Source organism: Rickettsia endosymbiont of Villa modesta, assembly GCF_964026485.1.
GTDB classification, from domain to species: domain Bacteria; phylum Pseudomonadota; class Alphaproteobacteria; order Rickettsiales; family Rickettsiaceae; genus Rickettsia; species Rickettsia asembonensis.
In genome coordinates, this window is the sequence record NZ_OZ032157.1 from 585440 (window position 1) to 606696 (window position 21257).

Genomic DNA, 21257 nt, shown 5'->3' on the forward strand with positions numbered 1-21257 from the left:
AATGGTTACTAAGAATTATTTAATAGATAAAGTACATGATAAGCTGAATTATCTTTCCAAAGAAGATGTTAAAGATGCAGTAGATTTAATCTTAGATTATTTAAGTCGGTCTCTCAAAGAACAAGAGCGTATCGAAATTAGAAATTTTGGTACTCCATCCGCAAACGCAAATTCCCTGAAAGCAATAAATTCTATAATATTGTTTATTACAGAATGCCTAAAAATTTATTTAAGGAGTAGATAAGTTATGGAATGGTCTAAATATAGTGTTATAGAGAAGTGGAAAATAATAAAAAGCATGGCATTACATAATAATATTTTTTCCATGGCTCTTCATATTAAAGATTTAGAACTCTTCAAAAAAATATTATGAAGAATCTTTAGATTATTACTTAAATGTTATAGGGTAGGGTAATAAAATTTTCCTCTCACTTGACATTATAATAATAGGCAACTATCTTAAGTGTAAAATTAAAACAGGGTATTTATGATAAGATATTTAATAATTTTAGATCCAAGTTATGCAATTATGAAAACAATTGATAATACTAACAGAAATATCGCTAATACCACCTCATCTCTTCCGAGTACTCCGGTTAGATAGAAATGCTTGTTATTATTTCTTCCGCTAAAACTCTTAATTTTGTGAAGTTAGCTCTTAAGACAGAGCTAACGACTCCTATATTCCCTAATTTAACTAACCAGTTACTTTCTACACTCCAAAGCTATTCTGAGAATCAATTATCGGAAATAATGAATATAAGTGCAAAGCTTGCACATATAAATAAAGAAAGATTTAAGGGTTTTAATAATCAAGAGAGTAAAGCAGCTATTTTTGCTTATGCAGGAGATGTTTTTAATAATATACATGTAGAAAAACTAACTAATCATGAACTAAATTTCCTGCAATCACATTTGCTTATTATATCAGGTCTTTACGGAGCCTTAAAACCGCTAGATGCTATTAAGCCGTATAGATTAGAAATGGCAACAAAACTAAATGAAATAAATTTAACAAGCTTTTGGCAAGATGAAATCACGGATTATATTAATAAAGTCCTTGCTAAGCATGAAAATAAATATTTACTCAACTTAGCATCACAAGAATATTCCTCTGTAGTAAATCCAAATAAGCTTAGATATCAATTAGTTAATATTCATTTTAAAGAAAATAGGAATGATAAATTATCAACAATTGGAATAAATGCTAAAAAGGCTCGTGGGGCGATGGTCAAGGTTATTGCTAACAACCTAATTGACTCACCTGAGCTACTTAAGAATTTCTCATATTTAGGTTATGAATTTAGTCCCAAACACTCATCTGATAGTGAATTAGTTTTTATTAAGAGTTAAGCTTTTATAAAAATAATGGTGGGTGATAGTGGACTCGAACCACCGACCTTTACGATGTCAACGTAATGCTCTAACCAACTGAGCTAATCACCCTTAGAGCCTATCAGTAAATAAATTTAGAATTTATTGCATAATGTACTAGATTTCAAGCTTTATTTCCATTATTTATAATATTTTATTATTTAGTCTATAATTTTATGGTGGATTTAAAAACTAAAGCCTTTGATATTTCTCAAAATTTTACTATTTCCCTTGACGGTCCTGCTGCTTCAGGTAAAGGGACTATAGGTTTAATATTGGCAAAAAAATTTTCTCTTAAATATTTTCAGTCAAGTATTGTTTATAGGCAGCTTGCTTTTGACTGTATTAATCAAAAAATAGATGTTACTGATATAGATGCAGTAATTGCTTTATCTAAAGAATTAAAGCTCGATAATAATTTTGACTTAGAAAATGAGGATATAGGGAATATAGCCTCACAAATTGCCGTAATAAGCGAAGTTAGAAATAATCTAAATAAATATCTGATTAATCTAGTAAAAACAACGCCAAGAATCATTATGGAGGGTAGGGATATAGGTACTGTTGTTGCACCTGACGCCGATTTAAAGATTTTTATCACTGCAAATCCTCAAATTAGGGCTGAAAGACGATATAAGCAGTTGCAAGCAAAAGGAAAAACATGTATACTCGATGAGATTTTACGGCAAATAATTTTGCGAGATAAAAGAGATAAAGAGCGAAAAGCCGCACCGTTATTGCCGGCTTCAGATGCTTTAATTATAGATACTTCAGATCTTTCAGCTGTAGAAGTCGTAGAAGAAGTAACGAATTACATAAAGAATAAGATAACTTGAAGAAGTGCTAGGTTATTTTATTCCATTTTATGGTGTTGTTGCGTGGCTATTATGTCATTCCCGCATGGCATTACCCGCGTGGATTAATTTCACCTCTGTCACACGTGGCTTGACCACGGGATCCAGTTAAAAATACTAAAATTATTAGTATTTTTTATTGTTTTTATGGAGCCCGTGGTCAAGCCACTAGGTGACACACAGTGGGTTTACCGATCCATGCGGGGATGACATAAAACACTTTTTTTAGCCGTGCAACAGCATACCATTTTATTAACCTTTTAAAAAAATTTTATTAGTTTAGGCTTTGCGAACATTGAGCCTAAGCACTTTAGCTAATATTACAAGAAAAATATGTCAATAAAACTAAAACAACGATTTGTTCCACAACTTGCAGCAATTAATCACGAATTTGAAGAAGATTTTTCTAAAATGCTTGAAACCGTTGATACAAGTCATATAAAAGAAAAAACGGTAGTTAAAGGTCAAGTAATCGAAATAAAAAACGATATGATTATTGTTGATGTTGGATTAAAAAATGAAGGTAGAATACCTAAATCTGAATTTTTAGCTTTACCTGAAGTTGGGGACGTAGTTGAAGTTTTCATCGAGAAAATTGAGGGACGTAACGGCAGAACGATATTGAGCCGTGAAAAAGCAGTTAAAGAAGAATTATGGGGGCAACTAGAAATCATGTGTTCCAAGGGTGAATTTGTCGACGGTACGATTTTCGGTCGTGTGAAAGGAGGCTTTACCGTGGATTTATCCGGTGTAGTAGCATTCTTACCGGGAAGCCAAGTTGACGTTAGACCTATTAAAGATCCTACTTCTATAATGAATATTAAGCAACCATTTAAAATTTTAAGCATGGATAAAAAGCTTGGTAATATAGTAGTTTCAAGAAGAGCTATTTTAGAAGAATCACGTTCCGAAGCTAGAGATGAGATGCTATCTAAAATTAAAGAGGGCATGGTGTTAGAAGGAACCGTAAAAAATATTACTGATTACGGTGCATTTATCGATCTTGGAAGTGTTGACGGTTTATTACATTTAACCGATATTTCTTGGGGAAGAGTTAATCATCCTTCAGAAGTATTAGAATTTAACCAAAAGGTTAAAGTAATGGTTATTAAGTTTGATGAAAAAACCAAAAGAATATCACTTGGTATAAAACAACTTGATTCTAACCCATGGGAAGCAATTAAAGAAGAATTCCCCGTCGGTAAAAAAATGACCGGTAAAGTTACAAATTTTGCTGATTACGGCGTATTTATAGAATTAAGAGACGGACTTGAGGGACTTGTTCATTCAAGCGAAATTAGTTGGTTAAAATCTAATCAAAACCCTAGAAAAACGCTAACTATAGGGCAAGAAGTAGAATTCGTAGTTTTAGAGGTCGATACTGAAAAGCATCGTGTTTCTTTAAGTATTAAACAATGCCAAGAAAATCCTTTAATAAAGTTTGCTGAAAATAATCCTGTTGGTACTATAATTAAAGCACCGATTAGAAATATTACGGATTTCGGTATTTTTGTTGCACTCGGTAATAATATGGACGGCATGATTCATGAAGGTGATATTAGCTGGGAAGATAAGGGAACAGATTTATTAAAATCATACAAGAAAGGTGACGAAATAGAATGCAAAGTTCTAGCCATTAATATTGAAAAAGAACAAGTTAGCTTAGGTATAAAACAATTGTCGCCTAATCCATATCAAGAAATCAGTGACGAATATAAAAAAGGCACAATAGTTAAAGCCCTTATAACAGAAGTTAAAGATGATGGACTCAAAATACTATTAAACAATAAAGTAGCAGGTTTTATTAAAAGAACTGAACTATCGGATGAAAAAGACGAGCAGAAGCCTGAAATGTTTAAAATAGACGAAGAAATAGAAGCAAAAGTTGTTTCTATCGAGAAATCAACCGGTAGAATTTTATTATCGGTAAAAGCTCATAAAATAGCAGAACGTCAAAAAGCTCTCAAAGAATATGGTTCTAGTGATAATACCACCAATATGGGAGATATACTTGCTAATGCTTTAGAAGATAAGAAGTAGAAGCTTTTTTTCCAATTTGTCATACCGTGGCTTGACCACGGTATGACATTTTAATATAATTTCAGGAGAAAATATTAATGTCGTATGTACCGATAGTAATTGAACAAACATCACGCGGTGAACGTGCTTATGATATATATTCAAGATTGCTAAAAGAACGTATAATCTTTGTATGTAGTACTGTTGAAGATCATATGGCAAACTTAATCGTTGCACAATTATTGTTTCTTGAAGCAGAAAATCCTAAAAAAGATATATATATGTATATCAATTCCCCCGGAGGAGTTGTAACCGCAGGGCTTGCTATTTATGATACAATGCAATATATAAAGCCTAAAGTAGCTACATTATGTATAGGTCAAGCTTGTTCTATGGGTTCACTTTTACTTTGCGGAGGCGAGAAGGGAATGCGTTATAGTTTACCTCATAGCCGCATTATGATCCATCAACCGTCAGGAGGTTATAGAGGACAAGCTACCGATATAGAAATTCACGCTCAAGAAACCCTAAAAATCAAAAGGTTACTTAACGAATTGTATAGTAAACACACTGGACAAGAGTTAAAACATATCGAAAAAAGTATGGAACGTGATAATTTCATGTCACCGGAAGAAGCAAAGAAATTTGGAATAATCGATAATATAATTTCTTCTAGAGATGCTATGACAATGTCAGCAAAATAAAGAATTGGTATTGCTAACTAAATATAGATTCGTCATTACGAGCTGGCATTGTTGCGTGGACCGGTAAAACCCACTATGTCACCTAGTTCGCTTGACCACGGGGTCCATAAAAATAATAAACAAATACTAATAATTTTAGTATTTTAACTGGATCCCGTGGTCAAGGCACGGGATGATATAAGTGCAATTGATCCACGCAACAATGCATTGCGAGCTACGACGATCTATCTATACTTAGTTAGCAATGCTTAAAGAATTTTATAGATTTAGTTTTATTATTATAGTATAAGAGAATTAATTTGTTATTGGGGTCATAGCTCAGTTGGTAGAGTGCTTGAATGGCATTCAAGAGGTCGAGGGTTCAATTCCCTCTGGCTCCACCATGTCTTATTTCTATTTCAATTTATAAACACTTCAAACAGTAAACATATTATAAACTAAGGACTTTTTACTCTTCAAAAAAGTTAGATAATATTCAATCTTTATCATAATTCCTTTTTAGATTAGTTTTAACTTACTTAGTGAATTAATTAAGAGGCTATAAAATGAATAAAGTAATTACACAATTATCAGAAATTAAATTAGTTGGTATTACAGCCCGCACCTCAAACGCCGCAGAAATGAACGCTGATACTGCAAAAATAGGGACAACAATGCAGCAATTTTTTGCAAGCAAATTACAAGATAAAATCCTAAATAGAAAAACTCCAAAAAAAGTTTTTGCAGTTTATACAAATTATGAGAGTGACGCTACCGGGGAATATACCTCTAGTAAATGAAAAATTGTCAAAGAAGTCAGCAAGTGTTATTAAGTAAGAATGGATTTATAGAAAATTAACATCAGTAGAAAAAGAAGAATTAAAGCTTTACCATAGAAGCGAAAGGGATAAGAGGATTTGTGATAGAATCAAAGCTGTTTTCATGTATGATGATAGCTATAGTATTGATGAGATATCGAAAGTGTTATTACTGAGTGATGGGGAGGGATAAGAAAACATTTAATAGATTATCATAATGCTCAGAAGCTTAAGCCTGGAAATGGCGGTAGTGATAGTAAACTTACTAGACAGGAGGAAGCAGAGTTAATAGTTCATCTAGAAAATAATAATTATGTGTATGCTAGAGATATAGGTTTGTTCATAGAACGTCAATATGGAGTAATCTATACATTAGCTGGGGTAATCAAGCTGTTACACAGACTTGGTTTTAGTTATCAGAAACTTAAGTTAATTCCTGGAAAAATAGATTTAGCTAAGCAAGAGGAATTTAAGCTGCAATATAGTTTGCTAAAAAATAATTTAGCTAAAGATGAGTCTATTTATTTTATGGATAGTGTTCATCCTCAATACCAAACTCGAGCAAGATTTGGTTGGATTAGAAAGAATGTAGTTAAAACATTACCAAGTTTCAGTGGTTGGAAGCGTAAACATATTATTGGTGCTATTAATCTTAAGGATTTAGAGGTAGTAACAACTGACAATCCTAAGGTTAATGGTGATTATATTATTGAATTTTTAAAGGAATTAGAAGCAAATAATCAAGATAAAAGTAAGATTTATTTGATATGCGATAATGCTGGATATCATAGGTCAAAAAAGGCAAAAGAATATCTACAATACAGTAAAATAGAGTTACTATTTTTGCCAGCATATAGAGTCCTAATTTGAATCCAATTGAACGACTGTGGAAATTTATGCATTCTGTTGTAAGTAACAATAAATTTTATGCGAATTTTGAGACATTTACTGATTCTATACGAATATTTTTTGAAAATATTGAAAAATATAAAAATAAAATTTCTTCATTGGTAAATGACAATTTTCAAACCATTGTGCCTAATCATTTTAACAACTCTTCATGTTGAAGAAGTATATTTTATATATTAGAATCCAAGTTATTAACTAAAATGAGATATGAATTTTTATGTACCCACTTATTAGACTTAGAAGAAATAGAAAAGCCTTTTGGCTTAGAGAGTTAATCGCTGAAAGTAGTTTATCGGTTAATGATTTAGTGCTGCCTTTATTTGTTGTTGAAGGGCATAACCAACGGCAAGAAATTAAGACTATGCCCGGTATATATCGCTACTCTATAGATCAAATAGTAGAGACGGCAAAAAAAGCAGCAGAGCTAGGTATTAATGCTATTGCATTATTTCCTAGTATTGATCAAAGTCTAAAAAGTGAAAATGCCGATGAAGCTTATAATTTAGATAATTTAATATGTAGAACTATTAGAAGCATCAAAAACGCTAATATTGATATCGGTATAATATGTGATGTAGCACTTGATCCTTACACTACAAGCGGTCATGACGGTATTGTGTATCATGGGGAAGTTGATAATGATAGATCGGTCAGAGCTTTATGTAATCAAGCATTAGTGCTAGCAAAAGCCGGAGTAGATATTGTTGCACCTTCCGATATGATGGATGGAAGAATCGGGGCTATAAGAGAATATCTTGACAAAGAGGGATTTATAAATGTTGGAATTCTTGCTTATGCCGCTAAATATGCTTCAAGCTTTTACGGTCCGTTTCGTGATGCTGTTAAGAGTAATAAAAAGAATTATTTAGATAAATCAAGCTATCAAATGGATGTACGTAATATTAAGGAAGCAATGCTTGAGATTGAGCATGATATAGCAGAGGGAGCCGATATGGTTGTGGTGAAGCCCGGTATGATGTTTTTGGATGTTATTCGTGAAGCGGCGAATAATTTTAATGCTAAAATTTTTGCATATCAGGTTAGCGGAGAATATGCAATGTTAAAATTTGCAGCAGAAGCAGGAGCAATTGATTTGGAGAGAGCTTTGATGGAGTCATTAATTAGTTTTAAACGTGCCGGTGCAACCGGTATATTTACCTATGCTGCTCTTGAAGTAGCTGAAATATTAAATAATACTCGATGAACTTCAAAAATTGGCTACGTCGTCCTACAAGTACTGCGGTGCTCACGTATTAAGTATACGCTCCGCTCCTCGTCTTGTGGACTCCTTGCTCTTTTTGAAGTTGATCTTCGTATATATAATATGTATATTTTATTTAATTGGAATTAAATATACTTAAATCCAAATTTTGTATTATGGAGCGAAAAAAATGATCAAAGATAAGAAATCAGTATTTAAAGGTTGGAATTTTTTAAAGCCTAAAGGAGGCGGAGCTAATGAAGCAGGAGAGCATGGCGGCGTATATCAAAGCTCAGACGGTAAAATTACGGCGATGATAAAAAAAGAGGCTTCAAGCTCAAAAAATATAGCCGAGTTTTTAGGATCCCAAATTTTTGAAGCTATAAGTCCCGGAAATGGAGCAAAGGTTAATTTAATTGCTCCTGATGATTTTAATAAATCTAAAGCTGTTGATTCACAAATATATGTCAAATCTGAATTTTTTGAGAATTATAGTAGTGATATGTATGTGGACATGGATAAACATATGTCTGCTAAAACTAAACCGAGTTCTTGGTTTAGAAAGGACGGCGGTAGACCGCTTTTTATGGGGGCTAGAAATAAATTATTTAGAACCTTAGAAAATGCTTTTAAGGAAATTAAGTATCAGAACTTTGAAAACATTATGCCGGCAAGTTTATTGATCGGTGATTTTGATATACATGTTGGAAATATAGGAGTTATCAGAGATCAAAAAAATCCAAAAACTTTACCTAAATTAGTAAGAATTGATTTTGCCGGTAGTTTTGATAATTTAACAAATAATATCTATCCGCATTCAAGAGCCAAACATTTGCCTGGATTCGGTCCTACTAACCATTTTAGAGAATTTCCTTCTAATTTAAGAACAAAAAATCCTAATTTTGCCGATAGCTTACTTGCAGTTTCTAAAATTGATTTAAGCAAAACCATTGATAAAAGTTTTGATGAATTAACTAAATATTATAGTAATGAAGCAATTGCAGAATTTGCAAAACAAGCAATGCCAAAGAAATTTAATAATAAAAAATCTAAAGAAATAACGCCTGAAGAAATTAAGGCTAGTTTAATAGATACAATGAAAAAAAGACAAGAATCCTTAAAGGAATACGGCTTAGAAATTAAAGTAAATAGTTTTTTTTCTAAAAAATATAGTTTTCCTTATTACGAAGTGAAAGAGCACGGATTAAAAACATTAATGAAAGAGTATCCTGATTATTTTGAGAAAATTCTTAATTATGAAGAAAGAAAAAAAGGAGGACAAAAACTTAAATTAAGAAATAAAGTTACTACTAGTTTTGCAAGAATTTTAGAAATACTCGGTATTAGAGATAGTGCAAAAAAACATTTAATAAAGACAATAAAAAGTTTAAATAAATATATTAAAGATGAAAGAAATTTAGCTGATTCTTCTGATAAAATAAAAAAAGAACCAAAACAAAAATCTGTAAAGACAAATATAGACGCAAATAGAGAATATGTAGACGCTGATTTATTAAAATTAGATGAAGAAGATCTAAAACATATAAAGAATCTAAAAGAAAAGGTTATGAAGCCTACAAAAATTACTTCGGCTAATGTTGTTAATAAAAAGTCTACACCGGCTAAAACGAGATAATAAATGAACCAAGCAACAAGAAGCCTACAACTAAGTAATTAATCAGTAAAAGCCCATATTGCACAGGAAGCTTAATTATCTCAATCTTTTTAGAAAAATACATGGCTTTTACTACTTTAAGATAATAAAAAGCCGCAACTACGCTGGTAAAAATACCACAATAAGCTAATGCGAATTCTTCTTGATTAATTGCTTGGTAAAAAAGGTAATATTTACCGAAAAATCCTGTGAGAGGAGGAATTCCGATCATCGAGAACATAACTATGCTAATTACGGCAGCTATAGTCTTATGGTTCTCTGCAATTCCTTGTATAGTTTTAAAACTAGCTTTATCGGCGTCTTTACCGAGCAGCATGATTAAGCAAGTAAAAAATCCGATAATCCCTATCGCATATATTAGAATATATAGTAAAGCTGCTTTATACCCTTCTTGATTATGCAGAAGAACGCCGATTAATACATAACCGATATTTAAAATAGTACTATAAGCCATTAATCTTTTTAGAGAAGTTTGACGAATGGCTCCAAAAGCCCCAAACAGCATAGATAATATAGCAAGTATCTTTATTAAATTATAATTAATAGGATAGTAATTACCTATAATTAATTTGCTGATATTTAATAAAACAATAACCATACCTATTTTTGAGGCAGCGGTGAAATAAGTAACCGAACTAATCGGTGATCCTTCATATACGTCAGGAACCCAAAAATGGAGTGGAACGCTTGAGAGTTTAAAGAAAATACTACTTAAAAATAATACAATACCGATTATTAAACCAAGATTCATCCCAGAATTATTATTTAGTTTATATAAGATATCCTCAAATTGTAGGCTTCCGCCGAATCCGTATATAAAAGAAATCCCGAATAATGATACACAACTAACTAAACTACCTAAGATAAAATATTTTAAAGCACCCTCCGATGATTTAATATCATTTAATTTGAATCCTGCAAGTGCATATGAAGTTAAAGCAGTAAGCTCCATACCGCAGAATAATAATAGAAAATTCCGTGATGAAATTGCAACAAAAATACCTACGACTGATAATAATATTAAAGTGATAAATTCAAACTTTAATTCCTCAGCAACAAGAATAGAGTAATCACGGTATATAATCATGGATATAATAGTGAATAGCAGTACTATGCTTTTACTAATACCGATATTTATTCCGGTAGCAAATGAGTACCATACTCCTTCATAGCTTGAGTACTTAAAGGTAAGAAAAATTGATAATATACATAATAAAATAATGATATTAGAAATAATTCTATTTTTATTTGGGATCATTACGGCAAAAAACTGCCCTAAAAGTGCTATTAAAGTCAAAGTTATTTCAGGAAGTAGCAGTAGCATATAAAACTAATATTATTTATGGAAATATAGATATTAGTAAATAAATCATTTTTTATCAACAAACTTATATATAATATTGAACTTTAATACTACCTCTAATTAAAATTATTTTCTTCGTAAAATTTTACTTAGCTCTAATCCCATAATAATTATTGCAACTTGATAATTATTAGTTGCAATAAATAAAAAAATAAATTATTTTGGTTAATCAATTTTAAATTGCTTAAATAAATTAAATTCTTAAACTCACACCTAATAATTGTTTTAATCTAATTAGGTTTTCTAATAAAAATATATTTTCTACCATTAAGTAAAAATATGAAGCCTTCTACTTCAAAATCATTAACTGACAAGTTAAGAACCTTATATAGTTCTCACAATACTTTACCAAAGCTAATAGAAGATGAGAAAATCAAAGCTCAGTCTTTAGAGGAATATTATGTAAAATTACAGATATTACTGAGTGAAGATGATGAAGCAGGTAAAGCAGCATTACGCGATAAAGTTGTTGGAGAAAAGAAACCGGTAGAAATAGAGAAAATCTTTAAAGCTATAGATACGGAAAAAAAGATAAGGAAGTTGCTTAAGAAAGAGCTACCTAATAAGGATGATGAGATTAATAATATAGTTGAGTTACTAAACGAAGAAAAAAATGAGAAAAAAAAGTTTGATATACTTCGCAGGAATCTACCTAATAAAAGTGAATCGGAAATAAAAAATATAGCTGAATCGATAAGCAGAATTCAAGCAGATATAGGTAAAGTATTATTACTCGGTAGTGCAGGAATAGGTAAAACCACGTTAATGCATTATCTATCTTATAAATGGGGAAAAGGGGAGTTATGGCACGATAAGTTTGATTATGTTTTTAGAGTTAAGTTAAAGGAATTGTTAAGCAATTGGACAGTACGTTACGGTACTAATATAGATGACGATATACTAAGTTGTTTTATCCATTATTGTCTAGATTCTAAAGATATAAAACTTGAGGATATAAAAAACATACAAGATAAAGATAGGATATTATTACTACTTGACGGTTATGATGAGGTAGCGTTTTTATCATATACCTCTAGTAAATGAAAAATTGTCAAAGAAGTCAGCAAGTGTTATTAAGTAAGAATGGATTTATAGAAAATTAACATCAGTAGAAAAAGAAGAATTAAAGCTTTACCATAGAAGCGAAAGGGATAAGAGGATTTGTGATAGAATCAAAGCTGTTTTCATGTATGATGATAGCTATAGTATTGATGAGATATCGAAAGTGTTATTACTGAGTGATGAAGGGATAAGAAAACATTTAATAGATTATCATAATGCTCAGAAGCTTAAGCCTGGAAATGGCGGTAGTGATAGTAAACTTACTAGACAGGAGGAAGCAGAGTTAATAGTTCATCTAGAAAATAATAATTATGTGTATGCTAGAGATATAGGTTTGTTCATAGAACGTCAATATGGAGTAATCTATACATTAGCTGGGGTAATCAAGCTGTTACACAGACTTGGTTTTAGTTATCAGAAACCTAAGTTAATTCCTGGAAAAATAGATTTAGCTAAGCAAGAGGAATTTAAGCTGCAATATAGTTTGCTAAAAAATAATTTAGCTAAAGATGAGTCTATTTATTTTATGGATAGTGTTCATCCTCAATACCAAACTCGAGCAAGATTTGGTTGGATTAGAAAGAATGTAGTTAAAACATTACCAAGTTTCAGTGGTTGGAAGCGTAAACATATTATTGGTGCTATTAATCTTAAGGATTTAGAGGTAGTAACAACTGACAATCCTAAGGTTAATGGTGATTATATTATTGAATTTTTAAAGAAATTAGAAGCAAATAATCAAGATAAAAGTAAGATTTATTTGATATGCGATAATGCTGGATATCATAGGTCAAAAAAGGTAAAAGAATATCTACAATACAGTAAAATAGAGTTACTATTTTTGCCAGCATATAGTCCTAATTTGAATCCAATTGAACGACTGTGGAAATTTATGCATTCTGTTGTAAGTAACAATAAATTTTATGCGAATTTTGAGACATTTACTGATTCTATACGAATATTTTTTGAAAATATTGAAAAATATAAAAATAAAATTTCTTCATTGGTAAATGACAATTTTCAAACCATTGTGCCTAATCATTTTAACAACTCTTCATGTTGAAGAAGTATATATAGATTTTGTTCAAAAGTTTTTAAATTATATTCCGATAAATTATGATTTTGAGAATAGAGAAAAACTATTTCAAAATTTTGCAGATGAAGCCTTTAAGTTTTTTAAGCAAAGGGTAGAAAGAGCAAGAAAAATAGCAATAACAAAGACGGTTATAGAAAATGATCCGGCAATAAATGTCTTGATATTACTTGATAATAAACCGCATATTGTTAATTTTATTATATGTCTGCTTAAAAATATGAATTTGCAAACTAAGTTTTTACTCCATCCGGTAATAAACTGCGTCCGAAATAGTAAAGGAGAATTAGAAAAAATATTAGAAAATTCTGTGTCGGATGAAAAATCAGAATCGATACTGCATTTAACCATTTTAGGAAATTTTGACGATAAAACTACTACATTTTTAACTGAAGCTATAAATGAAAGATTAGAAGAGTTAGAGCAAAGCTATAGCCATTTACCGCAATTACTCATAAAATTACAAGGTTTATCTAAAAATATAATTGATAATGATAAATTAAATTTTGAAGAGGCTAAAGAATTCTTAAATTGGCTACAAAACGATAATTTGGTTTTATTAGGGACTCTTGATTTTGAGGTAAAATCTTTAAAATTAAGCAATGAAATAGGAGCAGCAAAAATATGGCAAGAAGTAAAAGACGAGATTGATGATATTATAAAATGTTCTGCTAATCCTTTATATCAAAATCAATTAATAATACTCGGTAAAATAAATAGTGCGTCGCTTATCCATTCAGATAATTTAATCGACTATATCTTAGTGAAAAAATTTAACTCTTCGGGCGAATATATTTCAGGAAGTATAATTTTCGGCATATATAATTCAAATATGTATTACCATTCAATAAGTGATATTCCAATCCTACGACAAAAATTTAATTTTGTAATTGAGAAAGCCGGTTTTGCATTATCTGGTTATAATGCCGATAAGTTAAGAATTTTAATGGAGTCGTTACCGAGAGAAGCTTTAATACAAATTGATCAAGGCGATTTATATTGTATGTGTTTACATATGCTCTCAAGTATGATGAGTAAGAAGCTTAAATTATTTATTCAATATGATTGGTCGAGTTCTTTTCTTAATATCATAATTTTTCTGCCACGAGAACGTTTAACGGCTGAAATACATAATATGATAGATTGTTATTTAGCGGAAAAATTCGGTAGTAAAATTTTATCCAACTATATAACCGAAGTAGTCGGTAATTTTTCTTATCTTTTTGTAACGCTTGAAGCACAAGGGGAACATAAAATAAATTTTGAAGCAGAAATAATACAGCAAGATTTAGATCGTATCTCTACACGTTGGAGTGAAGATTTTTATTTTAAGCTTTCTAAAAAATGCGGTGAATATCAAGCAGGTATTAATTTAAAGCTTTTTGATAATGTTTTTCCAGCAGATTATAGACAAAAATTTTCTCCGGAAATAGCTTTAATAGATATTGAATATTTAACGGAAGCAAGCAAGTCACAAGAATGTATGTTTAATCTAGTTTCTGTAAATGAAACGGAATTTTACTTAAAAATATATAGTCCAAAAGTAAAACTTGCCCTTTCTAATATATTGCCGCCAATCGAAAATTTAGGTTTTAAAGCAATTGATGAACAAACTTTTGCAATTAAGGAGGCTCTGGAAATTAAAGAAAGCTGGATATATAATTTTATCTTAACTTCTATCATACCGGTAAAGGGTAATATTACCGAATTAAAAATAAATGTTGAAGAAGCTTTAGATCAAATGGCACTTGGGATGCTTGCTAATGATTCTTTAAGTAAACTGATAGTGCTTGCCGGTTTTAATTGGAAGCAAGTTAAACTCGTCAAAGCTTTAACAAGATATTTACATCAAACGGGATTTAGTTACGGTAAAGGTTATGTGCAACTAACACTACTTAAACATCCCGAATATACAAAAATGTTGGTAAATCTGTTTGATATAAAATTTAATCCTAAACATCCTGATAATAATTGTGATGTAATTCAAGATAAACTGAATAATTACTTAGTAACCGTTGAGATGAGTAGTGAAGATAAAGTACTACGTAGTATGCTTGGTATAATTAATGCTATTACTAGAACAAATTACTATCAACCGCATAAACATGTTTTTTCATTTAAGTTTGATTCTTCAAAAGTACCTGGTTTACCTAAACCTGTTCCGTTTGCTGAAGCATTTGTTTACTCTAAGGATTTTGAAGCTGTTCATTTAAGAGGCGGTCCTGTATCACGCGGAGGACTTAGATGGTCGGATAGAGCAGAAGATTATAGGCTTGAGGTCCTTGGACTTATGAAAGCACAGATGACGAAGAATTCCGTTATTGTCCCTGTCGGCTCTAAAGGCGGTTTTTATGTTCATTTTACTGAGGAAGGACTTACTCGTGATGAATATATGGAAAAAGTGGTAGAATGCTATAAGAATTTCCTGAGAGGTTTACTGGACATAACCGATAATATCGTTGACGGTAAAGTAGTACATCCGAAAGACGTTATTATTTATGATAAAGAAGATCCTTATTTAGTGGTTGCTGCCGATAAAGGTACAGCTTCATTTTCGGATTACGCTAATAGTGTGGCAAGAGAATATAATTACTGGCTTGATGATGCTTTTGCTTCCGGTGGCTCTGCAGGTTACGATCATAAAAAAATGGCTATTACCTCTAAAGGAGCTTGGATTTCCGTAACTAATCACTTTAAAACTTTAGGGTTAGATGTCCAAATAGATCCTATTACCGTCGTAGGTATAGGAGATATGTCGGGAGACGTGTTCGGTAACGGTATGCTAAGATCAGAGGCTATTAAGTTAGTTGCTGCCTTTAATCATAAACATATATTTATTGATCCTACCCCTGATCCTGTATCAAGTTTTAATGAGCGGTTGCGTTTATTTAATTTAAAGGGTTCTAATTGGTCCGATTATGATTCTAAGCTTATTTCTAAAGGAGGCAAAGTATTTGAACGTAGTAGTAAATTAATAAAATTATCACCGGAAATTAAAAAATTACTTGATATAAATGATAATGAATTATCACCGGAAGAATTAATTAAAGCTATTTTAAAAGCAGATGTTGATTTATTGTGGAATGGCGGAATAGGCACTTATATCAAAGCTAAAACGGAAAATAATTTAGAAATCGGTGATAAAACAAATGATAACCTTAGATGTAACGGTGAAGAAATTAGAGCAAAAGTTATAGCAGAAGGCGGTAATGTCGGGGTATCACAGAGAGGTAGAGTTGAATATGCTAAAAAAGGCGGACGCATAAATGCCGACTTTATTGATAATTCAGCAGGTGTTGATTGTTCCGATCATGAGGTAAATATCAAGATTGCTTTAAGTAGTGCGGTAACCTCAGGAAAAATTACTTTAGAAGAACGTAATACACTCCTAAATGATATGACAAAGCAAGTTGAAGAGTTAGTATTGCTTGATAATTATAAGCAAACCGAAGCAATAACAATTATGCAACTATCTCCTACTTTAACCGTTAATATACTTAGTCAATTTATAGATATTTTAGAAGAAGAAAAAGTATTAGAACGGGAAAATGAATTCTTGCCTAGTGCGGAAGAATTGAATAGAAGAGCTATCAGCGGTGAAGTACTAACTCGTCCTGAGCTTTGCGTGTTGCTATCATATAGTAAAAGGTCGGCTTATCACGAGTTACTTAATTCTACTTTTTCTCATGATAAATATTTTGATGCATATCTTATAGATTATTTTCCTGAAATGATGCAAAAAAAGTTTCGTAATGAAATTTTATCTCATCCTCTTAAACATGAGATTATTAAAACTGTTACCATAAATAAAATAATTAATCAACTTGGAGGACCGCTTATTAGTATTGTAAAGCGTGAGATTGGGGCTCCTCTTTGTGATATAATAAGGTCATATACCATTATTTGTGAAATTTTTGATCTTGATGATATATGGGAAACGGTAAGTAAGCTACCTACTAATATTGATTACAATGTAAAAATCGATATGTTTACCGAAATAACGAAATTAATGCGTCGGGGTATTTCGTGGTTTATTAAAAATTTAAAGCATCCTATTAATATTAGTGAAACTATAGAAGAGTTTAGAGTTCCTGCGCAAAACTTAAGAAAAACAGTAGGTACTTTATTAGTCGGAGAAACTAAAATAAGATTTGAAGAAAAATTAAATTATTATACAACTAGTGGGGTAGAGGAATCATTTGCTGCTACTATCGCTACATTTGACAATTTAATTTCAGTATTTGATATTATATATGTAACAAAACAGACTTCAGGAAATAATAAAGAGGTAGCAAAAGCTTATTTTGCTATAAGCGATATGTTTAGTCTTGATTGGTTACGTAAAGCTTGTGATAAGCAATTGAACGATTCATTTTGGCGACGCCTCGGTATTCAATCGCTAAAAGATGATTTATATGACAAACAACGTAGATTATTAATAAAAATAATTAATAAATCTAAAACAACTATTGATTTAGATTTATGGATTGATAATAATAATAACTTAGTTAGAAATTTTCTTGATTTTATTAAAGAAATTAAATCTCAAGAAACTATAGACTTAAATATAATTATTTTAGCAAATAAGAAATTTGAAATATTCTTACAAAAACTTGAGTAAATTATGTCGTCAATGCTTAAGCAAATTAGGTTAGATTCGGGTAAAGCTTTAAATCAGGTATCTAGTGATTTAAAAATTAGAAAAAAATATTTAGTAGCTTTAGAAGAGGGTGATTTTGATATTTTACCGGGAGAAGTATACGTAAAAGGTTACTTAAAATTATACTTGGATTATCTTAATGTAAAAGATCGAAATGCAGAGCAGATAGAAGCTACTAAACAGAACGAAACCGAAAAATTATTAAGTAATAAAAGAGCTACGGTATTGATAAATTATAAACGTAAAAAACAATTAGTACTTATATCTATTATAATGTTATCGATTATTATTGTAAGTCATCCATTCATAATTAATGCTTAGAAGAAAATGGATAATGAAATATTAAAGAGATTAATGGAAGAAGTTGAGCATAAACTTGACGAGTTATTGCATGCACAAGCGAATAATCAAAATGAAGTTAAAAAATTACAAAACGAAAATAAAGAATTAAAAGATAATTATATAAAAATGCTAGATCAAATTAACATTTATATTAATGAACTTGAAGAAATAAAAAAACAGCAAAAATAATTATGTCAATTGTTACGGTAACATTAAATAACAAGAGCTTTCAATTATATTGTAATAATGGAGATGAGGAAGAATTACTATCTTTAGCGAATAAATTGAATGATAAAATAGCGGAAATTAAACTTGGTAGTCCCACAGCCTCTTTTGAGCTATTATTAGTTATGGCATCTCTTAATGCTCAAGCTGAAATAGCTAGTCTAACAGAAAAACTTAATAAAAACGGCTTTCAAAAAAATCATCCCGACGAAGAAAAATTCGCAGAAACCTTAACTACTATAGCAAGTTACCTAGAAAACCTTGCACGTAAAATGGGAAAGTGATATATTAGCTCTTGGCTGCTTGGTTTGTGAGCTTAATATTAACCTAGGACTACCACTAACTTTTAGGACATCGTCCCTGTCTAATACTAATTCAGTTTAGATATATGAAGTCCACCTTTACATAAAGGTCTTTGAAGGATTTTAAGTAACGGTCAAAGCGGTCATGTATACCTATGTCATTCCCGCGAAAGCGGGAACCAGCATAAAGCGAGATAAATCGAGCTTTTAATTTTTAAAAACTTGCTAGATTTATGTTATTTTTCTGAATTCCCGCCGTTGCTAAGAATGACATAGAGTAGGTTTTTCGACCCATGCAACAAAGCCGTATGACACCAAAAACGACGTATTACCTTTAAAAAATGAAACAAGCAAAATCAAGCAATAAAGTTCTTGGTGCTTGTTTAGGCACTATTATTGAATATTACGACTATAGTTTATATGGTTTTTCAGCAGCAATTATCGCCGATAAATTCTTTTCAGCCGGTACTGATCCGTTAACAAAGCTTGTAAATGTTTTTGCCGTTTATGCGGCGGCATATTTATCAAAACCTATGGGTGCTTATATTTTTGGACGTATAGGGGATATATACGGTCGAAAAAAAGCCTTAAGTTTTACGATTATCGGTATTGTAATACCTACCTTAATAATAGGTTTATTGCCTGATTATTCTTCGATAGGAGTTTGGAGTACGATAATTTTAGTTTTATGTCGCTTCATGCAAGGTATTTTTATTGGAGGGGAATATGATGGTGCAGCGATTTATGTTATTGAACATTTAGGAGCAAAATACCGATTTACTGCCTCGGCAATAACTAGATGTACAGGAGTAATGGGTTTATTATGCGGGATTGGTGCAACTAATTTCTTTAATTCTCATATTTTTCCGGAGTGGGGTTGGCGTATTCCGTTTTTACTAAGTTTACCGCTTGCATTAATAACTCTTTATTATCGCCGGAAATTTGATGAAACACCGGAGTTTAAAAAAGCACATCATAGCCAAGATTCTATTGAAAAACTTAGCTCTATAATTAAAAAGCAATGGAAAAATATTGCAAGGTTAATATTTTTAGCCGGAGGTTTTGGAGCAACATATCAAATTGCGATCATCTTTATGAAGCAATATTTACCGATTGTATTACCTTCAGTCGGTATTATTATGAGTTCTTTTTCAGTCTTAATAGTAATATGTTTTGCTGTTTGCATGCCGATTGCCGGCTTTATTGCCGACCGCTTAGGAGTTAATTCAGTATTAAAAATCGCATTTATATGTACTATTACAGCAAGTGTATTTTTTGTGATAGCAGTAAAATATCAAATGACTAATTTAGGGCTTGCAGCTAGTTTAATGTTAGCTGCATCAGTTGCACCTTTTAATGCTCTTGCTCATAGTATAGTTATTAAGTCTTTTGTAGTTAAAGAACGCTATCGTGTTATAAGTTTAGGACATAATATTGGTTCAATGTTAATGTCCGGTACTGCTAATTATATTTGTGCAAAGGTAATAAAATCATTTGATTTCAATCTATTCCCGATTTTATATCTTTGTATGTTTGCCATACTTGCTTATTCTATGACTATGTTGTTTAGTAAGGATACTATATTAAATAAAGATCTAAAAAACGGCAAATAAACATAAGTAATAAATTGTAATTATCTTAAAAATGACATATTATAACAAATGTTAATTTAGAGTTATAATATGGAAAGAATAGTGACCAACATGGATCAGCATGGTAGAGTGCTTATACCGGTATCAATTAGAGAAAGATTTAATATACATCCGGGTGAAAAAATCACCATAGAAATTGAAAATAGTGAAATTAAAATCGTTAGCGTTGATAGTATAATTGATGAGATGCATAAGATTTTTACCAAAAATCAAACTGTATTGTAGATATTCTTTTACCTTTTTTGACCTATGATATCCAGCATTATCGCATATCAAATAAATCTTACTTTTATCTTGATTATTTGCTTCTAATTCCTTTAAAAATTCAATAATATAATCACCATTAACCTTAGGATTGTCAGTTGTTACTACCTCTAAATCCTTAAGATTAATAGCACCAATAATATGTTTACGCTTCCAACCACTGAAACTTGGTAATGTTTTAACTACATTCTTTCTAATCCAACCAAATCTTGCTCGAGTTTGGTATTGAGGATGAACACTATCCATAAAATAAATAGACTCATCTTTAGCTAAATTATTTTTTAGCAAACTATATTGCAGCTCAAATTCCTCTTGCTTAGCTAAATCTATTTTTCCAGGAATTAACTTAGGTTTCTGATAACTAAAACCAAGTCTGTGTAACAGCTTGATTACCCCAGCTAATGTATAGATTACTCCATATTGACGTTCTATGAACAAACCTATATCTCTAGCATACACATAATTATTATTTTCTAGATGAACTATTAACTCTGCTTCCTCCTGTCTAGTAAGGTTACTATCACTACCGCCATTTCCAGGCTTAAGCTTCTGAGCATTATGATAATCTATTAAATGTTTTCTTATCCCTTCATCACTCAGTAATAACACTTTCGATATCTCACCAATACTATAGCTATCATCATATATGAGAACAGCTTTGATTCTATCACAAATCCTCTTATCCCTTTCGCTTCTATGGTAAAGCTTTAATTCTTCTTTTTCTACTGATGTTAATTTTCTATAAATCCATTCTTACTTAA

21 protein-coding genes, 2 tRNA genes, 1 other RNA gene and 2 pseudogenes are annotated in these 21257 nt (G+C 31.0%); 22 read left to right on the forward strand and 4 right to left on the reverse strand.

Translation table 11 applies throughout. The features are described from left to right. Position 1: 1 nt before the first annotated feature. The 3 genes and pseudogenes from AC5584_RS03315 (at position 2) to AC5584_RS03325 (ending at position 1353) form a co-directional block, all read left to right on the forward strand. Positions 2-240, forward strand: a pseudogene (locus AC5584_RS03315) (HU family DNA-binding protein). A 7-nt stretch (positions 241-247) separates the two neighbouring features. After that, a complete protein-coding gene (locus AC5584_RS03320; protein ID WP_499216822.1) occupies positions 248-373 on the forward strand; it encodes a hypothetical protein in 126 nt (41 codons plus the stop codon). 233 nt (positions 374-606) lie between these two features. Further along, a complete protein-coding gene (locus AC5584_RS03325; RefSeq protein ID WP_499216823.1) occupies positions 607-1353 on the forward strand; it encodes a YaaA family protein in 747 nt (248 codons plus the stop codon). A 16-nt stretch (positions 1354-1369) separates the two neighbouring features. Here the strand turns inward: AC5584_RS03325 and AC5584_RS03330 are convergent. Next, a tRNA-Val gene (locus AC5584_RS03330) sits at positions 1370-1446 on the reverse strand. Between the two features lie 104 nt (positions 1447-1550). On the opposite strand from AC5584_RS03330, the gene cmk reads away from it, so the two are divergent. Both cmk and AC5584_RS03340 read left to right on the forward strand, forming a co-directional pair. Further along, positions 1551-2210, forward strand: coding sequence for a (d)CMP kinase (gene cmk / locus AC5584_RS03335; RefSeq protein ID WP_499216824.1), 660 nt, complete (start codon positions 1551-1553; stop codon positions 2208-2210). Between the two features lie 4 nt (positions 2211-2214). Then, positions 2215-2340, forward strand: coding sequence for a hypothetical protein (locus tag AC5584_RS03340; RefSeq protein ID WP_499217110.1), 126 nt, complete (start codon positions 2215-2217; stop codon positions 2338-2340). On the opposite strand, the gene AC5584_RS03345 is transcribed toward AC5584_RS03340, so the two are convergent. Next, on the reverse strand, positions 2309-2407 hold the full coding sequence (locus tag AC5584_RS03345; protein WP_499217111.1) for a proline/betaine transporter: 99 nt from the start codon (positions 2405-2407) through the stop codon (positions 2309-2311). The genes AC5584_RS03340 and AC5584_RS03345 overlap by 32 nt on opposite strands. Before the next feature lie 154 nt (positions 2408-2561). Between AC5584_RS03345 and AC5584_RS03350 the strand changes: the two genes are divergently transcribed. The 8 genes from AC5584_RS03350 (at position 2562) to AC5584_RS03385 (ending at position 9494) form a co-directional block, all read left to right on the forward strand. Continuing rightward, on the forward strand, positions 2562-4268 hold the full coding sequence (locus AC5584_RS03350; protein ID WP_499161890.1) for a 30S ribosomal protein S1: 1707 nt from the start codon (positions 2562-2564) through the stop codon (positions 4266-4268). A gap of 77 nt (positions 4269-4345) precedes the next feature. After that, the gene (gene clpP, locus AC5584_RS03355) at positions 4346-4951 is read left to right on the forward strand and encodes an ATP-dependent Clp endopeptidase proteolytic subunit ClpP (RefSeq protein WP_202070109.1); all 606 of its coding nucleotides are present in this window, start codon (positions 4346-4348) and stop codon (positions 4949-4951) included. A gap of 307 nt (positions 4952-5258) precedes the next feature. Continuing rightward, positions 5259-5334, forward strand: a tRNA-Ala gene (locus AC5584_RS03360). 162 nt (positions 5335-5496) lie between these two features. After that, entirely contained in the window at positions 5497-5730 is a 234-nt protein-coding gene (locus AC5584_RS03365; protein ID WP_499216825.1) for a GyrI-like domain-containing protein, read from the forward strand. A gap of 222 nt (positions 5731-5952) precedes the next feature. Beyond that, positions 5953-6618, forward strand: coding sequence for an IS630 family transposase (locus tag AC5584_RS03370; protein WP_499216936.1), 666 nt, complete (start codon positions 5953-5955; stop codon positions 6616-6618). Then, the gene (locus tag AC5584_RS03375; protein WP_499216826.1) at positions 6615-6815 is read left to right on the forward strand and encodes a hypothetical protein; all 201 of its coding nucleotides are present in this window, start codon (positions 6615-6617) and stop codon (positions 6813-6815) included. Before AC5584_RS03370 ends, AC5584_RS03375 begins: the two co-directional genes overlap by 4 nt. Positions 6816-6874: 59 nt before the next feature. After that, positions 6875-7861 carry a porphobilinogen synthase gene (gene hemB, locus AC5584_RS03380; protein ID WP_499216827.1) on the forward strand — a complete coding sequence of 329 codons (987 nt, stop codon included), beginning with the start codon at positions 6875-6877 and terminating at the stop codon, positions 7859-7861. Positions 7862-8048: 187 nt separating this feature from the next. After that, positions 8049-9494: a hypothetical protein gene (locus AC5584_RS03385; RefSeq protein ID WP_499216828.1), complete on the forward strand. Its 1446-nt coding sequence runs from the start codon at positions 8049-8051 to the stop codon at positions 9492-9494. Here the strand turns inward: AC5584_RS03385 and nuoN are convergent. Beyond that, positions 9481-10857: an NADH-quinone oxidoreductase subunit NuoN gene (gene nuoN, locus AC5584_RS03390; protein ID WP_499216829.1), complete on the reverse strand. Its 1377-nt coding sequence runs from the start codon at positions 10855-10857 to the stop codon at positions 9481-9483. The genes AC5584_RS03385 and nuoN overlap by 14 nt on opposite strands. A gap of 318 nt (positions 10858-11175) precedes the next feature. Here nuoN and AC5584_RS03395 point away from each other — a divergent pair, with 318 nt between their 5' ends. The 9 genes from AC5584_RS03395 to AC5584_RS03435 all read left to right on the forward strand — a co-directional run bounded on the left by AC5584_RS03395 (position 11176) and on the right by AC5584_RS03435 (position 20457). Then, entirely contained in the window at positions 11176-11940 is a 765-nt protein-coding gene (locus AC5584_RS03395; protein ID WP_499216830.1) for an NACHT domain-containing protein, read from the forward strand. A 127-nt stretch (positions 11941-12067) separates the two neighbouring features. Beyond that, a complete protein-coding gene (locus AC5584_RS03400; protein ID WP_499216937.1) occupies positions 12068-13021 on the forward strand; it encodes an IS630 family transposase in 954 nt (317 codons plus the stop codon). Further along, positions 12969-17672: an NAD-glutamate dehydrogenase gene (locus tag AC5584_RS03405; RefSeq protein ID WP_499216831.1), complete on the forward strand. Its 4704-nt coding sequence runs from the start codon at positions 12969-12971 to the stop codon at positions 17670-17672. The genes AC5584_RS03400 and AC5584_RS03405 overlap by 53 nt, the downstream gene beginning before the upstream one ends. Positions 17673-17675: 3 nt before the next feature. Next, positions 17676-18032: a helix-turn-helix domain-containing protein gene (locus AC5584_RS03410; protein WP_499216292.1), complete on the forward strand. Its 357-nt coding sequence runs from the start codon at positions 17676-17678 to the stop codon at positions 18030-18032. Between the two features lie 6 nt (positions 18033-18038). Beyond that, a complete protein-coding gene (locus AC5584_RS03415; RefSeq protein ID WP_011271513.1) occupies positions 18039-18242 on the forward strand; it encodes an RP576a family tick cell line-upregulated protein in 204 nt (67 codons plus the stop codon). A 2-nt stretch (positions 18243-18244) separates the two neighbouring features. Then, positions 18245-18562: a cell division protein ZapA gene (locus AC5584_RS03420; protein ID WP_410527358.1), complete on the forward strand. Its 318-nt coding sequence runs from the start codon at positions 18245-18247 to the stop codon at positions 18560-18562. 9 nt (positions 18563-18571) lie between these two features. Then, positions 18572-18730, forward strand: a non-coding RNA gene (gene ssrS, locus AC5584_RS03425) — 6S RNA. A gap of 191 nt (positions 18731-18921) precedes the next feature. Then, complete coding sequence (locus AC5584_RS03430; protein ID WP_499216291.1) at positions 18922-20193, forward strand: MFS transporter; 1272 nt, start codon at positions 18922-18924, stop codon at positions 20191-20193. 90 nt (positions 20194-20283) lie between these two features. Continuing rightward, positions 20284-20457: an AbrB/MazE/SpoVT family DNA-binding domain-containing protein gene (locus tag AC5584_RS03435; protein WP_499216938.1), complete on the forward strand. Its 174-nt coding sequence runs from the start codon at positions 20284-20286 to the stop codon at positions 20455-20457. 6 nt (positions 20458-20463) lie between these two features. Here the strand turns inward: AC5584_RS03435 and AC5584_RS03440 are convergent. Then, a pseudogene (locus AC5584_RS03440) lies at positions 20464-21243 on the reverse strand (IS630 family transposase); the annotation flags it as partial. Positions 21244-21257 lie beyond the last annotated feature (14 nt).

What these genes read in the sequence shown, in the direction of transcription:
- AC5584_RS03325 (WP_499216823.1), top strand. Translation starts at nt 607, where the DNA reads ATGCTTGTTATTATTTCTTCCGCTAAAACTCTTAATTTTGTGAAGTTA.
- AC5584_RS03320 (WP_499216822.1), top strand. Translation starts at nt 248, where the DNA reads ATGGAATGGTCTAAATATAGTGTTATAGAGAAGTGGAAAATAATAAAA.
- clpP (WP_202070109.1), top strand. Translation starts at nt 4,346, where the DNA reads ATGTCGTATGTACCGATAGTAATTGAACAAACATCACGCGGTGAACGT.
- AC5584_RS03410 (WP_499216292.1), top strand. Translation starts at nt 17,676, where the DNA reads ATGTCGTCAATGCTTAAGCAAATTAGGTTAGATTCGGGTAAAGCTTTA.
- nuoN (WP_499216829.1), bottom strand. Translation starts at nt 10,857, where the DNA reads ATGCTACTGCTACTTCCTGAAATAACTTTGACTTTAATAGCACTTTTA.
- AC5584_RS03435 (WP_499216938.1), top strand. Translation starts at nt 20,284, where the DNA reads ATGGATCAGCATGGTAGAGTGCTTATACCGGTATCAATTAGAGAAAGA.
- AC5584_RS03415 (WP_011271513.1), top strand. Translation starts at nt 18,039, where the DNA reads ATGGATAATGAAATATTAAAGAGATTAATGGAAGAAGTTGAGCATAAA.
- AC5584_RS03365 (WP_499216825.1), top strand. Translation starts at nt 5,497, where the DNA reads ATGAATAAAGTAATTACACAATTATCAGAAATTAAATTAGTTGGTATT.
- AC5584_RS03430 (WP_499216291.1), top strand. Translation starts at nt 18,922, where the DNA reads ATGAAACAAGCAAAATCAAGCAATAAAGTTCTTGGTGCTTGTTTAGGC.
- AC5584_RS03350 (WP_499161890.1), top strand. Translation starts at nt 2,562, where the DNA reads ATGTCAATAAAACTAAAACAACGATTTGTTCCACAACTTGCAGCAATT.
- AC5584_RS03405 (WP_499216831.1), top strand. Translation starts at nt 12,969, where the DNA reads ATGACAATTTTCAAACCATTGTGCCTAATCATTTTAACAACTCTTCAT.
- hemB (WP_499216827.1), top strand. Translation starts at nt 6,875, where the DNA reads ATGTACCCACTTATTAGACTTAGAAGAAATAGAAAAGCCTTTTGGCTT.
- AC5584_RS03395 (WP_499216830.1), top strand. Translation starts at nt 11,176, where the DNA reads ATGAAGCCTTCTACTTCAAAATCATTAACTGACAAGTTAAGAACCTTA.
- AC5584_RS03385 (WP_499216828.1), top strand. Translation starts at nt 8,049, where the DNA reads ATGATCAAAGATAAGAAATCAGTATTTAAAGGTTGGAATTTTTTAAAG.
- cmk (WP_499216824.1), top strand. Translation starts at nt 1,551, where the DNA reads ATGGTGGATTTAAAAACTAAAGCCTTTGATATTTCTCAAAATTTTACT.
- AC5584_RS03420 (WP_410527358.1), top strand. Translation starts at nt 18,245, where the DNA reads ATGTCAATTGTTACGGTAACATTAAATAACAAGAGCTTTCAATTATAT.